Origin of the sequence: uncultured Fretibacterium sp. (assembly GCF_938030725.1) — a bacterium.
Lineage (GTDB): Bacteria > Synergistota > Synergistia > Synergistales > Aminobacteriaceae > Fretibacterium.
The window spans coordinates 1-15,261 of sequence record NZ_CALHIQ010000070.1; the positions used below are offsets into that span (position 1 = coordinate 1).

The 15,261-nt window shown below is 65.0% G+C and carries 13 protein-coding genes; 5 read left to right on the top strand and 8 right to left on the bottom strand.

Annotated features, from left to right (window positions below):
- The 6 genes from Q0629_RS04085 to Q0629_RS04110 form a co-directional block, all read right to left on the bottom strand.
- A partial coding sequence (locus tag Q0629_RS04085; protein ID WP_298779245.1) for a DUF5693 family protein occupies positions 1–1,354 on the bottom strand: 1,354 nt, incomplete at its 3' end.
- Between the two features lie 2 nt (positions 1,355–1,356).
- The gene (locus tag Q0629_RS04090) at positions 1,357–2,037 is read right to left on the bottom strand and encodes a Maf family protein (protein WP_298779247.1); all 681 of its coding nucleotides are present in this window, start codon (positions 2,035–2,037) and stop codon (positions 1,357–1,359) included.
- An 11-nt stretch (positions 2,038–2,048) separates the two neighbouring features.
- Positions 2,049–2,861 (bottom strand): undecaprenyl-diphosphate phosphatase, encoded by an 813-nt coding sequence (locus Q0629_RS04095; RefSeq protein WP_298779250.1) that lies wholly within the window; start codon positions 2,859–2,861, stop codon positions 2,049–2,051.
- 75 nt (positions 2,862–2,936) lie between these two features.
- Positions 2,937–4,703, bottom strand: a complete 1,767-nt coding sequence (locus Q0629_RS04100) for a ribonuclease J (protein WP_298779252.1) — start codon at positions 4,701–4,703, stop codon at positions 2,937–2,939.
- Between the two features lie 140 nt (positions 4,704–4,843).
- The gene (locus Q0629_RS04105; protein WP_298779254.1) at positions 4,844–6,280 is read right to left on the bottom strand and encodes a Na+/H+ antiporter NhaC family protein; all 1,437 of its coding nucleotides are present in this window, start codon (positions 6,278–6,280) and stop codon (positions 4,844–4,846) included.
- Positions 6,281–6,589: 309 nt separating this feature from the next.
- Positions 6,590–7,309: a Bax inhibitor-1/YccA family protein gene (locus Q0629_RS04110; RefSeq protein WP_298779257.1), complete on the bottom strand. Its 720-nt coding sequence runs from the start codon at positions 7,307–7,309 to the stop codon at positions 6,590–6,592.
- 322 nt (positions 7,310–7,631) lie between these two features.
- Between Q0629_RS04110 and greA the strand changes: the two genes are divergently transcribed.
- Genes greA through Q0629_RS04135 form a run of 5 tightly spaced genes read left to right on the top strand, consistent with a single transcriptional unit; the run spans position 7,632 to position 12,498 of the window.
- Positions 7,632–8,162 carry a transcription elongation factor GreA gene (gene greA, locus Q0629_RS04115; RefSeq protein WP_298779259.1) on the top strand — a complete coding sequence of 177 codons (531 nt, stop codon included), beginning with the start codon at positions 7,632–7,634 and terminating at the stop codon, positions 8,160–8,162.
- Complete coding sequence (locus tag Q0629_RS04120) at positions 8,134–9,333, top strand: glycosyltransferase (RefSeq protein ID WP_298779261.1); 1,200 nt, start codon at positions 8,134–8,136, stop codon at positions 9,331–9,333. Before greA ends, Q0629_RS04120 begins: the two co-directional genes overlap by 29 nt.
- Before the next feature lie 6 nt (positions 9,334–9,339).
- The gene (locus tag Q0629_RS04125; RefSeq protein WP_298779263.1) at positions 9,340–10,317 is read left to right on the top strand and encodes a glycosyltransferase family 9 protein; all 978 of its coding nucleotides are present in this window, start codon (positions 9,340–9,342) and stop codon (positions 10,315–10,317) included.
- A complete protein-coding gene (locus Q0629_RS04130; protein WP_298779265.1) occupies positions 10,314–11,450 on the top strand; it encodes a hypothetical protein in 1,137 nt (378 codons plus the stop codon). Before Q0629_RS04125 ends, Q0629_RS04130 begins: the two co-directional genes overlap by 4 nt.
- Positions 11,451–11,481: 31 nt before the next feature.
- Positions 11,482–12,498: an NAD-dependent epimerase/dehydratase family protein gene (locus Q0629_RS04135; RefSeq protein ID WP_298779267.1), complete on the top strand. Its 1,017-nt coding sequence runs from the start codon at positions 11,482–11,484 to the stop codon at positions 12,496–12,498.
- Positions 12,499–12,611: 113 nt separating this feature from the next.
- Here Q0629_RS04135 and Q0629_RS04140 read toward each other — a convergent pair whose 3' ends face one another.
- Positions 12,612–14,339, bottom strand: a complete 1,728-nt coding sequence (locus Q0629_RS04140) for an SH3 domain-containing protein (protein ID WP_298779269.1) — start codon at positions 14,337–14,339, stop codon at positions 12,612–12,614.
- Positions 14,340–14,538: 199 nt separating this feature from the next.
- Positions 14,539–15,261: L-threonylcarbamoyladenylate synthase (locus Q0629_RS04145; protein ID WP_298779271.1), on the bottom strand; the 723-nt coding region annotated here is incomplete at its 5' end.

The window sequence follows — 15,261 nt, forward strand, 5'->3', positions numbered from 1 at the left end:
AGGTCTTGAGCCGCAGCATGTAGGACGGGACGCTGAAGAGGGCGGCCAGGACCAATCCGCCCACAACAGCGATCCCGAAGGCCTCGACAATCCTCTGCCACAGAGGCAGGCGTCCCTGGAAGTCCAGCGCGGTCAGAGCGGCCTCCGTCACGACGAGGGGGGCGGCGAGGGCCCCGGCCAGGCGGGCCGCCGCAGGGAACTTGAACAGCAGGAGGGCCAGGATCGCGGTCGAGGCGGCAAAGAGCGACGCGGCGCGCAGCCCCACCGGCCCCGACGCGCAGGCGCTCATGCGGGCTGCGAGGCGCCAGGACATCAGGAGCAGGAGGGCCGCCAGGGCGACCGCAGGCCAGGGAGCCGTGGCCTCCCATCCGCCCTCGAACGCCGGGCGGGGCCAACCCATGGTGAAGCCATGGGAGATCAGAGCGTCGGCGAGTGCGGCGACCTCCCGGACCACGTCGTCGAAGGTGGAGGTCCCCATGTTCTGGGGGGAAGGGCGCACCACCAGCAGGCGGACGCTCCGCTCCACGGCGGCGCGAAGGAACCGCTCGCGCAGCGCCCGGCTTGTGATGTTGCGTGCCATCAGCTCCTCGTTGGTGACGCTGTGCAGGGGTAGGAGGAGGGGAAAGGCCGCGGCGTCGAGCGCGCCAGCCCCGACCTGGCGGGAGAACTCAACGGAGGCGACGGGAATCCCGCGCCCACGGGAAACGGAGGCAATGGCGCTGACGTCGGGGTAGCCGGGGACGATCTCACCTGCCGGGGCAAAGGCGGCGATGGGATAGGCGTCCGCCGTCGCCCGAAGTGCGTCCGCCGCGTTCGCCACGAGCCAGCCGAGCGTCTGAGCGGGGCGATAAAAGACGGGGAGCTCTGCCGCCTTTGCCGCCTCGAGTCCCTCGACGTCCGGGATGACGCCGACGTTTTTCATCATGTTAACGGGGATCGGCAGGGTCACCGGCCCCGCGGAGAGCGCGTCAGCCGACGCCATAAGGCGGATGCGCAGCCATTGCGACAGGCGTTCGGCGTGCGGGCTCTCCGGCATGATGGAGAGCAGCGTCCCCTGCCCCTCCCCAGCGCCTTTCCTCAGGCTCAGCATCACCGCCGGGCCGATCCCGTTCTCCAGGTCCTCTCCCGTCAGCTCACTCACCATGAGCCCGCTCAACCCTTTCCCCTTAAGCCGGCTCAGGGCCTCGGAGGTCGAGAGCCCCGCGCTGCGCGCCAGGGGCAGGATCGACCGAAAATCGGTGACGATCGCCACCGTCCGGTTCGCGCTCTCGGCGCGCCATCGCGGCAGCAGGCCGGGGAGGGCACAAGCCGCAGCAAGCAGGAGCGTCAACCACAAGAAACAACGACGAAACATGTTCAAACCTCCACTTCGCCCTCGGAAACCGGAGAGCGTTTTTCCACGCAAACGTCGGACCGGGACCCCACAAGCATCCCGTTCAGACAAAAGCCGAGGGACTCCATCATCTGCCCAAGGCGACAGAGGGGAAGCCCCACGACGTTGAAGTAGTCCCCCCGAATCCCGGAGACTAAAAGCCCCCCAAGCCCCTGTATCGCGTAGGCCCCCGCTTTGTCGTCACCTTCGCCCGAGGCGGCATAGGCACAGACGGCCTCCTCACTCAGGGGGCGAAAGGTGACGGAGGTCCGCTCCACGCAGGAGAGAAGCCGTCCTCGCCAGAAGACGGCAAGCCCGGTCATCACCTCGTGGGTCCGTCCCTGAAGCCTTCGAAGCATCGCGCAGGCCCCGTGGCGATCCGCCGGCTTGCCCAGCACCAGACCGTCGATTGCGACGACGGTGTCCGCAGCGACGACGGGGAGGTCGTCGTCCGCAGCGCAGGCCGTGGCCTTGAGGCGGGCAAGGCGCTCACAGAGTTCCGCCGGTCCTTCTCCCGGGCGGCGGGACTCGTCCACGTCCGGCGAAAGGACCTCAAGGTCCCATCCGAGGTCGGTCAACAGGGCCCGACGGCGGGGGCTGCTGGAAGCCAGCCGCACGCGCAGGGGTCCCTCGCTCTGAGGCACGGCAACAGGTCGCTCCGTCATAAAGCCCATCCCTAAAAGAGGTCCAGGGCCACGAGGATGGCGGCCGACCCGACCAGCAGGCAGTAAAACCCGAAATACGCCCACCGCCCGGACAAGACCAGGCAGCGCAGGAGGCGAAGCGAGAGCCATCCCAGGACAAAGGCCACCGCGGCCGCCCAGGCCCAGCCCTCCGGAAGCGCGGCGACTGTCCCGGCGCGATGGATATTCAGGAGCTCCAGGAGCGTCGCCCCCAAGACCGCGGGGATGGAGATCAGGAAGGAGAACCGAAAGGCCTCGCCGACGGCAAGCCCCATCAAAAGCCCCGCCGCGATCGTCGCGCCGGAGCGGGATATCCCCGGCAGGACGGCCGCGCCCTGAGCCAGGCCGACGACGACGGCCGCAGCAGCGCTAAGCTTCCCCTGCCGGTCCGCGAAGAGGGGCGTCAGGGCGAGGATCGTCCCGGTCAGGAGCAGCCCGCCGCCCACGGCAAGGGGCGAGGTCATGGCCCGTTCCACCGTCCCCTTGAGCGGCAGCCCCACCAGGGCGGTAACTGCCGAGGACAGCAGGATGAACCAGCCCATCCTCCACCCCTCCCGGTCCCGTTCCGAGCTGAAGAGGAGCCCCCGCAGCCACTGCCCGGCGATCGTTGTGACGTCCTTCCAAAAGAAGACGAGGACGGCCAACATGGTGGCGCAGTGCAGGAGGACGTCGAAGGACAGGAGCCCTCCCTGGTCAAGGCCAAAGAACATCTGAAACAGGGCGAGGTGCCCGGAACTGCTGATGGGCAGGAACTCACAGAGCCCCTGCACGGCGCCCAATACAAGGGTTTCCACGTTAAAAGCCACCGCTGCATCACCTCAAACGTCAAACCGGGGAAAGAATCCGCCGAACCGCCCGCCAACCGGGCGCGCTGCATTCCCTTAGAAAAAGTCCTTCTCCATCCAGGTATCGTCCACGCCACGGTCCTCTCCGATCACGGAGATGACGGGCAGGACTACGGCGTAGGAGTAGTTTCGGCGCCGCAGGACGTCGCGGACCCGGCTGCGGATGACCTTCGCGACGGCCTCACGATCGACGGAGCGACTGCCCGCAAGCTCCTTGATGCCGCGTTCGGCGGCGGCCCGGACTTCCTCGAACACCCGCTTGTGGTCGTCGGAGATGAAGACGCCCTGCGTTTCGATCGCCAGGGGGGCCGCCAGCGCCCCCTTTTCGCCGAGGGTCGCAGCGACCACCATCACGCCGTCCTCGGCCAGGTCCCGGCGCTCCCGCACGACGTCGCTCTTCATCCCGCCCACCGCATTTCCGTCGATCAGGACGGCGCCGGACTGCACGTGCCCCTTCAGCTTCGGCTGGACTCCCTTCGTGAAGGTGAGCACGTCGCCGTTCGCCATGATGAAGACGTTCCGGGGGGGGACCCCCACCTCCTGCGCCAGCTGGGAGTGGCGCACCAGATGGCGGTATTCCCCGTGGACCGGAACGAAATAGCTGGGGCGCACCAGGTTCAGGACGATCTTCAGCTCCTCCGAAGAGGCGTGGCCGGAAACGTGAGTCTGCCTGCCCGGCTCGTAGACCACCTCGCACCCCAGCGCGAACAGGCGGTTGATCGTGTTGTTGACCAGCTTCTCGTTGCCCGGTATGACGGACGCCAAGAGGAACACGGCATCGTGGCTTCCGAGGGTGACCATGCGGTGTTCCCCGCGGCTCATCATCACGAGGCCGGAGAAGGGCTCCCCCTGGCTGCCCGTCGTCATGATGACCAGCTGGTTGTCCGGCACCCTGCCGATGTCCTCGACGGGGACGATCATCTTCTGGTCCAGCTTGAGGTATCCCAGCTCCCGGGCCAGCTCCACGTTGCGGACCATGCTGCGGCCCAGGAAGGCGATCTTGCGGTTGAAACGCATGGCGACGTCCACAACCTGCTGAACGCGGTGGACGTTGCTGGCGAAGGAGGAGATGATGATACGCCGCGACCTGTAATTGCGGTAGAGCTGGTCCAGGGTGCCGCTGATGATGCGTTCGGAGGGGGTGAATCCCTTGCGCTCAGCGTTCGTGGAATCCGACGTCAGGAGGAGCACCCCCTTGTCCCCCTCCTCGGCGAACGCGCCGTAGTCCGTTATGCGCCCGTCGATGGGGGTAGAGTCCAGCTTGAAGTCCCCCGTGTGGACGATGCGGCCCAGCGGCGTTTCGATGGACAGGGCCACGCCGTCCGGGATGGAGTGCGCAACGGCGATGAAGCGAATCTTGAAGGGACCGATCTGGACGACATCGCCTGCCTTGACCTCGTTGAATTTCGGCCGGAAGTTGGGCAGGTCCTCCTGCAGCTTGTTCTTGATCAACCCTAGCGTCAGCCTGGTGCCGTAGAGCGGGACGTTCAGCCGCGGCAGGACGTAGGGAAGTCCTCCCGTGTGATCCTCGTGCCCATGGGTGATGAGGATGGCCAGGACCTTCTCGCGATTGGCCTCAAGGTAGGAGATGTCGGGCACGATGTAGTCGATGCCGGGAAGCTCCTGGTCGGGGAACATCAGCCCGCTGTCGATGACGATCATGTCGTCCCCGTACTCCACCACGTACATGTTCTTTCCAATCTCGCCGAGCCCTCCCAGGGGGATGAAGCTCAGGTGCTCCTTGCCCTTCCCGACGCCGGATGCCTTGGGCCTTCGACGCGGCCTTGCAGTTTTCTCTGCCATGAATGCGCATTGCCTCCGTAAATTTATTTATGTATCGATAATTATCCGCCGCTTCCAGGCGGATCTGCGTTCTCCACACATTGTCCCGTTCGGACACGAGCAGGGGCCGACGCCGGCACATCCGCCCCCCGTAACTTCAATCACTCCCCCTGCGGGCCCTTCTTCTTCAGTATCTCACGACCATCGTCCCGGCCAATCCCCAGGAAAATCGAGGCAAACATCACGAACATGAGCACGTAGCCGTAAACGACGAACGGCGTAACCTGAATGGCCGCCAGGGGAGCCTTCGTCCCCGCCGCAAAGCTGATGGTGTAGATCACGGCAGGGGTCCAGGGCATGGAGTAAACGAGCGTGTTGGACTGTGCATCCAGCAGGTTAGCCGCCCGATACCCCGTGAAGCCGTACTTCTCCGACAGCGGTTTAGCGAAGGAAGCGCCAACCGCCAGGATGGCAGGGGCGTTCAGCCCCATCACCGCCGACAGGATAATGACCATCAGGGAGATCACGACCTCCGCACCACAGGCGGTGGAGGCCACCGCGCCAAGGGCGTTCAGGAGTTTCTTGTCCCCACCGCCGGCGCGCATGATGGCGATGGAGCCAAAGAGGAGCAGCGCCAGGATACAGACCTGAAGCATGCTGGCCAGGCCCATGTAGAAGATGCCATCCACCGTCCGGTCCAGCCCCTCACCGTGAACCGCGATCAGGGCAGTTTTCGCAGGATTGGCGGCGTCGACCTGCAGGAGATCGAACTGGCCGGCGGCAACGCCAATCACCGCAGCGACCACAATGCCTATCGTCGTTGCGATGATGATATCCCCCGTCTTCATGGCCAGAACAAGCGTCAGAAGCACCGCCACAAGCATCCAGAAGGCCCTGGGGTCATAGGAGAAATCCGTGCTGACCGCGGAGGCCGCCGTGTCCAGTTTCGTAGCGAGAAAGACGGCTATCGCGATGGTAATGCAGGCTGCGACGAAAGAGTACTTGAACCGGGAGCGAACGACGCCGGGCACATCCACCCCCTGAGAGGTGGCGGAGCAGATGGTGGTGTCCGAAACGGGGGCCAGGTTGTCGCCGAAGGCGGCACCCGATATGATGAGCCCAGCCAGCAGGGCGGGATGGCACCCCAACTCGACGCCCGCCGGGTACAGGACCCCCATGGCCGCCGCGATGGTGCCAAAGCCGGTACCGCTCGCCGTGGCAAACAGGCAGGACGCCAGGAAAGTGATGATGAGGAACGCCGTGCTCCCTACGCCAAGCCCTGCGGCGTAGCCGGCAATGGCCGCCGCAAGTCCGGAAACGCGCAGCAACCGGGAGAACACGCCCGCCCACAGCCAGCAGATCACCGGCGTGATCGCCTCCTTGCTGGCGATGCCGGAGATAACCACATCCGCGTAATGTACCTTATCCTTGGAGAAAAAGAAGGTGACGATCAACGCCAGAAACGCCGGAACCCAGAGGGCCCCATCGGAGATGGACCCCCAGAAGAACGTCGTCAAAAGGATCAGAGAGAGAAAGATCACAAACGGTAAAAACGCCATCCATCCTCCACCGTAGAACTCCAGCTTTCTGTCACTCATGCTGTTCCCTCCTCAAGGTTTTACCGAAATGCCCCCCTGCTTGGCGGGGGATAAAGTTCCATGCTCGCTGAAAGCTGCGGCGGAGTAGGCGTCATTTTGGCCCTGTCAGCCCTACGGCGCCCCTGAATTATACCTGCACCCTCGGCGCCCGCTCCATCACTTCAGCCACTGATGGCAACAAAGGCGGCATCAAACGGCCGAAAAGTCACCTGCCCTCATAAAGCAGGGAGTCCCCGTCTCGCCGTGACGGGGACTCCCTGCTTATTTTAACCTAAAGATCAGTTTCTTGCCAAGGATATCGGCCGACCGTCAGCGGCGCTTTCCAAAGAGGCGCAGGAGGTAGAGGAAGATGTTGATGAAGTCGAGGTAGAGCGAAAGGGCGCCCAGAACGGCCGCCTTGCGGATCGTCACGCCGTCCTCTCCGTCCTCGATCTCATCCCCCATCCGGCGGATCGTCTGCGTGTCATAGGCGGTCAACCCAAGAAAGACGACGACGCCGACGATGCTGGTCACGAACTCCACCATGGTGGACCGGACAAACAGGTTGACGAGGCCGGAGATGATGAGCCCGATGAGCCCCATGTACAGAAAGCTGCCGAGCGACGTCAGGTCGCGCCGGGTGTAAAGCCCGTAGACGCTCATGACGGCGAACATCCCTGCCGTGGAGAAGAAGGCGGAGTACACGGACTCCTGCGCGTAGAGCAGGAGCACTCCCGAACAGAGCAGGCCGTTCAACACGCTGTAGATCACGAACAGGGCCGAGGCGGCTCCGGCTGAGATGCGCCGGATCCCCGAACTCAACGCAAACACAAGGCCCACCGTGGCGATGGCGACGACGAAGAGCGGCATCGCCGAGCCGTAGAACATCCTCATCAGGGTCCCGTTGGACGCGACCCCGTAGGCGGTGACGGCCGTCAGGATCAGCCCGATCGCCATCCACTGATAGACGCGACGGAAAAGTGCGTTGACCAGGTCGACGCGCGAGTCTGCGACCGAGTAGGAAAGACCCCTGGTAAACTCCTGCGACATTGCAATCTCCCCTTTTAAAAATTCGACGTTTTAAAGCCGGTGACCCAAGGACGTTTGAATATCCCCCAGGCCACGAAGGCGGGGGACAGAGCCCCACGCGCTCCTTACGCTGAGTTTATTCTATCAAACCATGGAGCCGAACGCCATGGGGCAAAGGGCGGAGCGCGACAAGGGGGCGATCCAAAACGTCCATCCCCGCCCTGCGCGCGCTCAAGGCCCGTCGCCAGGAAGGGCAAAAATATGTTAAAATACGCCCCAGCCAATGATTTCGGCGGAACTGGACCGGATCGTGAAGACAGAGCTTTTCAGGAGGCTTCAAGTGGTGAGCAGGAAGAACGACAATCAATCGGTGGTGACGCGGAGCGGTTTTGAGAGCATGACGGCCGAGCTGACGAACCTTCGGACGGTCCGTCGGCTGGAGGTCGCCCGTCAGCTTGAGGAGGCCCGCGCCTTCGGCGACCTCAGCGAGAACGCGGAGTACGCCGCAGCCAAGGACGAGCAGAGCAGGGTCGAGGGGCGCATCATGGAGCTGGAGGTGATGCTCTCCAAGGTCAACGTCGTCGACGAGGCCAACCTGGACACGAATCGGGTGGGCATCGGCCTGACGGTTTCGCTTCGGGACCTCGACTCGAAGAAGGACTATACCTACACCCTGGTGGGCTCCGAGGAGCTCTCCAGTTCCAACAAGGAAAGCGCTTCAGCGGTTCAGCGCATCTCCCAGAAGAGCCCCGTCGGCCAGGCGATCCTCGGACACGCCATCGGCGACGAGGTCCACGTCAAGATCCCCCGCGGCACGCGCCGATTGAAGATCACGAGCATCGACCGTGGCGGCGTCAAGGCAAAAAGAAGCTGACGTTCCAGAACGAGCGGCATTTCCCAGGGTCCTCCTCCTCTGCCCCGACCTGGAGATCGGCGGGCTTCAGCGCGTCGCGGTGAACCTCGCCAAAGGGCTTTCCGACCTGGGAGTCCGCCCCACCTGCCTCGTCCTCCGTCGGGGTGGGGCCCTTCGCAGCCTCCTTCCGCAACACATCGAGGTTCATGAACTCGGCTGCACCAGCCAGCCCCTTGCCCTGCTCCTCCCTACCTCCAAACTGGGCCGAGCCCTGAGGGCGGCTCGGCCGGACGTCGTCCTCTCCTTCGGACACATGACCAACCTGCTGGCCGCGTGGGCAAAGGCGCTGTGGGGCTTCTCCTTCTCCCTCGTCGCCTCGGAGCACAGCACGCTCAGTCAGCGCATAGCGGGCGGATCGACGCTCTCCCGCCTGCGGCGGAGGCTCCGCGCCCGATCGCTCTATCGTAAGGCCCGTTACGTCGTCTGCGTGTCGCAGGGCGTCGCGGAGGACCTGACGGCCCTTGGCATCGTCCCCGCCGAGAAGGCACGCGTCATCTACAACCCTATCGTGGACCCCTCCATGCCGGAACAGGCGAAGGCTCCGGTGGACCACCCGTGGCTAGGAGAGGAGGTCCCCGTGCTGCTGGCCGTGGGCCGTCTGGTGGCCCTGAAGGCCTACGACGATCTGCTGCGGGCCTTCCAAATCTTCCGGGAGGAGGCCGGCCTCGCAGCGCGCCTCGTCCTCCTTGGAGAGGGTCCAGAGAGGGGACGCCTTGAGGCGTTGACCGCGACGCTCGGCCTGGAGGACTGCGTGTGCTTTGCGGGGCGTCAGACGAATCCCTACGCATGGATGGCGCGGGCTTCTGCGCTGGTGCTTTCCTCCCGTTGCGAGGGGTTCGGCAGCGTCCTGGCGGAGGCCATGGCATGCGGAACCAACGTCGTCGCCACGGATTGTCGAAGCGGACCGCGGGAGGTCCTGGAGGGCGGCCGCTGGGGACGTCTGGTCCCCGTGGGCGACGTTTCGGCGCTTGCGCGCGCGATGCGGGACGCGCTCCTCGATCCCCTGCCTCACGCGGACCTGATCCAGGCCGCCGAACGCTTTTCCGTGGCCAGGTCCGCCGCTCTGTGGCGCGACCTCATCCTCGAGGCGGCGCAGGGCGACGGCAAATTGCAAAAGAGCGGAGAGAGGTAGGGCAACATGAGCATCGTTCGTCCAAAGGACGGGGACAGGGTGTTGTGGATTCGCTTCAGCGCCTTCGGGGACGTGCTGCAGTGCGCCGCCGGCGCGCGGGCCTTCAAGAAGGCCTTTCCCGGAACGCGGCTGACGTTCCTTACGCAGAAGGAATACGGCGGCATCCTCGGCGGGCAGCCGTACATCGACGACCTCCTCTTCTGGGACCTCAAGCGCCCCTGGAGCTTTTTCTCCGTCATCCGCCGGATACGCGGCCGATACCAGTGGCTGGTCAGCCAGCACCGAGGCGCCGCCGCCGCCCTCACCGCCCTCCTCAGCAAGGCCCCCATCCGGCTGGGGTACAACAGCGGACTTCAGTTCGCCTACACCACGACGCACTGGGAGTACCTGGACGCGCTGGGCGTGGACTTCACCAGCCGCCTCGAACCGGCCATCTTCACGACGGAAAGCGACAGGGCCGAGGCGCAGGCCATGCTGAAGCCCCTGCCCCCGCGGCGCCTCCTCTGCATCATCGGCGCCAGCAAGCCCCAGAAGTTCTGGCCCATCCCTCACTGGATCGACTTCCTTCGTCCCCTCGTCGGCCAGGGGTGGGGCGTCGTCCTGAACGGCCACGGCGAGAGGGAGATGCGGACGGCTCAGGAGATCGCCGGAGCGCTCGCAAGCCCCCTCGTGTTGAACCTCGTGGGAAGGGCGGACTTCTCCCTCATGGCGGCCCTGGCGCAGTCCTGCACCGCCGCCGTCGGCAACGACACGGGCCCCCTCCACCTGGCCGCCCTCGTCGGGACGCCGACGCTAGGCTTCTTCGGCGTCACCGACGCCTGGGAGATGGGCTTCCGTATGCCCTGGTTTCGGGAGGTCCGCGTCACCTGCCCTCTCGCCGGCTGCCGCAACTACGACTGCCCCAAGGATTGCCTCGCGGACATCGGGCCGCAGCAGGCCCTTGCCGCGTTCCAAAGGATGCGGGAGGAGCTCTCGATCCGATGAGGCTGACCGTGACGGCGCTCTGCTCGCTGCCGGCGCTCGTCCTGCTGGCCCTGAGCCTTAAGGGGAAAAGTCCGGGACAGATGCTCTACGGCCTCGTCCGCGAGGCAGAGAAGGGCCTGCGCCGCGTGGGCCTCTGCGTTCCGGCGCTTCGGTCGTGGGTCATGGAGCGGAATCCTCAACGGGCCTTCCGCTCTCCCTTCGCTCGCCTGAACGGGGCCGTTCCGGATCACTCCCCCATCCTCCTGAACCTGCCGACCTCCGACGGGTCCGGCGAGGCCACGCATCCCGACGTCCTCCACGTCCCCCAGGGCTGGGGGGCCGGAGGCTGGACGTGGCTCATGGCCATGACGCCCTATCCCCTTGGGACCGACTACCACGAGAACCCGGAGTTCTGCGTTTCCTACGACGGCATCCAGTGGACGGTCCCGGAAGGGCTGCACCCTCCCCTGGCCCGCGTCCCGCTCAGGCCACGGAACGGAGCCCGCGCGGAGTTCCACTCGGACCCCTCGCTCCTCCTGGCGAAGGACGGCGAGCTGCTGTACTATTATCGCTGGACGGCGGTCTTCAGCTCGGAAACGGAGAATCGAATCCTGTTGATGACCTCCCGTGACGGGGTCCACTGGACGCCGCCCGAGGCGGTCTTGGAGGAAAGGCGCCCCACGGGGCTGGACCGTAAGTTTCTCTCGCCAAGCGCGCTTTTCCTGAACGGGGAGTACGCGCTCTGGACGGTGGACTGCGAGGGCGGAGAGCGCTTCATCGTTCGGCGCTCAGGGCCCGACGGGCGCCATTGGGGCGATCCGGTGCGCACCGCGGTCAGCGCGCCGTTCCCCCTGAACGCCCCATGGCACCTCGACGTGGCCGATGACAAGGGGGTCCTCCGCATCCTCCTGACGACGGCGGCCGAACGTGGCTACGAGGCAGAGCTCTTCCTCGGAAGCGGCGACGGGCTTTCATGGAAGGTCGAAGGGAAACCCTTCACTCCCGCGTACCACTTTGAGGGAAAGAGGGTTTACCGCTCCTCGCTGGTGCCCCTGGGCAACGGACGGCGCCGCATCTACTACTCCGCCTTGTCCCTCAGCGGGACGTGGAACGTCGCGATGCTGGACGTGGCGACCGGGAAGGACAACAGATGAAAAGGAGATGGCGTCATTGAGCGAGAAGCCGATGTCGCAGTATCGAACGCTTCACCCGATGTTCCCCGCGCTCCAGGGGAAAGAGCACTGCTGGTTGGTCACGGGGGCGGCTGGTTTTATCGGTTCACACCTTGTGGAGGCCCTGCTCTCCATGGGACAGAGGGTCACCGCATTGGACGACCTCAGCGCGGGGCGTCAGCAAAACCTTGAGCTCGCCGTCGAGGCGGCCGGCCCTGACTCTGGCGCCCGCCTTCGCTTTATCGAGGGAACCATCACCGACCCCGAACAGTGTCTGGAGGCGGCCGAGGGGGCCGACTTCGTCCTCCACCACGCGGCCCTGGCGTCCGTGCCGGGCTCCATAGAGGCCCCAGCGCGGTTCAGCCGCGTCAACGCCGAGGGTTTCGTCAACGTCCTTGAGGCCGCGCGAAAGGGAGGCGCGCGCCGGGTGGTCTACGCCTCATCCAGCGCCGTCTACGGGGACGCTCAACGCCTCCCCCAGATCGAAGCGGAAACGGGGGCCTGCCTTTCCCCTTACGCGCTGACCAAGGCCGTAAACGAGCTTTACGCCAACCTGTGGACCCGCCTCTATCACGTTGACTGCATCGGCCTTCGCTATTTCAACGTCTTCGGGCCAAGGCAGGACCCCGAAGGGGCCTACGCCCCCGTCATCCCGCGCTGGATCGATGCTGTCCGAAAGGGCGAATCTCCCGTCCTCTACGGGGACGGGACGGCGACGCGGGACTTCTGCCCCGTCTACAACGTGGTCCTGGCCAACCTGCTGGCAGCCCTGACCGATGCCCCGGACGCAACAGGCGGCGTGTTCAACGTCGCCTGCGGGAAAAGCGTCACCCTGAACGAGCTCCTGTCGCTCATCGCTGCCAACTTCGCGCCCGACCGTACCGTCCAGCCGGTCCAAGAGCCGGCACGGGAGGGCGACATCCGCCACTCCTCGGCCTCCATCGAACGAGCCGCCCGCATCCTCGGGTATCGTCCTCTCCAGTTCCTCGAGGACGGTCTAAAGGCGCTTGCCGCCCAGACGTCCGATTAACGGCTAACGGGCAGCGCACCGCCCTTCGGCCAATCAATCAGACTCCGCATCGGAGCGTGCACATACGAAAAGAGGGGGCCTAGCCCCCTCTTTTCGTTCGCGTTGACGCGTATCTATCGATCGGTATCCACCGCGATACTCTGTACTAGTCCGTCCTTGCCCAATTGGAAGGTCAGGGATGCCTTTCCTCCCTCGCGGTACTGAATCTGCCGCTGAGATAGGGACGTGGGGTACCCCATGGCCTTAAAGAGCGCCTCCTGCGACATACCGACCCTCAGCTTATTGGGCAGGTCGCGCTTTGTCGAAACCTTCAGATGCGTGACCTCATCGCCCGAAAAACCGGCGCTCACTCCGGCCCACTCCATGACGGCGTCCGTGTTCTTGGTGGGCTGTCCCAGCTTTTGCGTCAGGGCGGCGCGATCTCCGCCAAAGGCCATGATGAAGGCTGCGGCATACCCCGTGGGCAGCGGTTCGCCCAGCGGCTGAAGGTATCGGCCAAAGATCCACCCCTCCCTCTCGTTGGAACGAATTCGGTACCACGTCCCCTTAAACTTTCCCGCCTGCCCCTCCCAGGTACCCGTTATGGACACGACCGTGTTCACCGAAAGGCGCGTCAGGGACTTGGAGGAGGTCGAATGATCCTCCCTCAGGTTCACGTCCGTGCCCGTCGTGATGCCGCGTTTCAGAGAGAGGTCTGGAGAGAAGGAAGACAGGATGCTCGTCAGGTCCCTAGCGGGGGTGACGGGCTGCACCACGGGGATGTCCTCCGATTTTTTCTCGCTCTCGATGATGAGGTTGGGCTGGACAAGGGGGGGCAGGTCGTCCGGGGGAAGCTTCCGGAGTCCCAGCAGGAACCACAGGGTACCACCCACGATGAACATGAGCAGCAGGAAGCCCAGCACCCGTCGGCCGGCGGAGCTGCGGCGCCTCTTACGGCGCCGCGCGTACTGCGAGAACTCGTGGTAGGCGACGTCGGGCTCAACGTCGAGGTCGATGGGGCGGCGCGGAAGGCCCGACTCCTCCCGGATGGGACGAACGATCACCTTGTGGGGCGGGAGAGGTTCTACCTGCTCGTACAGAGGGGCTTCCTCATCCTCGTATTCGTCTCTTTCGCTCCTGTCCACGGCAAGCGGTCGAGAAGCTGTGCGTAGGCCACCGGCCTCCGGCGCGGCGCGTTCGGCCTCAAGATCAGGCTCTTCCGGCCCAGCCGCCTCGGACGGCGACACAGCCTGGACCTTCTCGACGGGCTCCGCTTCCATCGTCAGGTCGGATTCCGGGACGACCGTTTCCTCCCGATGTTCCTGGACCTGGACCGGAATATGGAGGCTCGCCCCGCAGTTGGGGCAGAAACGGTGCTCAATGGCCACGGTCGCTCCACAGGTGGGGCAGGTCTTGGAGGTCCGCCTCCTGACCTTATGGCCCTCTTTTCCGGTCGGCTCTATCGAGGCGGCGGGCTTCGCCTCATGCTTTGCTCCACGGAGGCGGCTGCGCTCAAAAGCCGCTTCGTAATCCCGTTCGTCCTCCTCGTCTTCCGCTTCCTCGTCCTCGCCTTCGTAATCCTCGGCGTCGTCGTAGTCGTAGTCATAGTCGTATCGGTCGGGACTGGAACGCAGGAAGAAGCAAAGAAGGGCACAGAAGAGGTAAATCCCGCCATAGGCCCATATCTCTCTGGGGGCAAAGGAGCAGAGGGCCGTCCCCAAGGCGAAGAAGACGGCACCCCATCGGCTCCTGTTGAACGCCAGGAGGCCCCCAATCATCGCGGGGACGACGGAGGCGAGGGGCATGGAGGCCCGCCAGATGGGGAGAACGTCCGTCGAGGGCACGCCCGACAGCGAACTCAAAAGTATAAAAACTCCGTGAACAATGGATGTAACCGCCGCTCCAATGGATAGAGCAAAAATAGTCCAACGCATCAATCATTCCTCCAGGGCAGAGATCTCCCGTCCTCCGGCTGAGCCGCTCACCATGGCCCCCTGACGGCGTTCCGCCAAAACTTTAAACGAAAACGAAGAAAGCGCAAGGGCTTTATTACCCGAACGGTCACGCCTGTTCCGCGCGGCGGATCCGATCCCGCAGGCCCAGCCCCACCCCCGAGGCGGGCGGCCACTCCGCGACGATCCCCAACAGCCCCTCCGCTTCGAGGGCACGAAATCCGGAAAAGAGCCCCCGCGCATAGTTCTCGACCGACTCAAAGCACAGGGCCCTCCCGAAGTGCGCCGGGGGGACGGTAAGCCCCATGAAGCCCCACCGTTCCAGCTCCATTCCGGTCGCTTCAAAGGGGGCCTCCGGATGCCAGACCCTCACCGGGATCGTTGGGGCGTAATGGCGATACCGCGTCCCCGGAGAGCGCCGGCTGCTCCGGCCGTCCGGATGCCTCAGAGGCTCGCCCAGGAAGTCCTCGATTTCCTCCGCCGGCATCCCTCCCGGCCGCAGAAGGAGCGGAAGCTCCTCGCTGACGTCGATCACCGTGGACTCGATGCCGACGGAAACGAGGCCACCGTCAAGGATCATCTCGATTCTCCCCTGCAGGTCCGCCCACACCGTTTCCGCATCCGTAGGGCTGGGGCGCCCGCTGACGTTGGCGCTCGGTGCCGCCAGGGGAAAACCCGCAGCGTCGATCAGCGCGGAGGCTACCGGATGGCTCGGCATTCGCAGGGCGACCGTCGAGAGCCCTCCCCGTGCCTCCAGGGGAACGACGTCCCGCGCCCTCAGCACCAGCGTCAGGGGTCCGGGCCAGAAAGCGCGCATCAGCCGCCGCGCCCT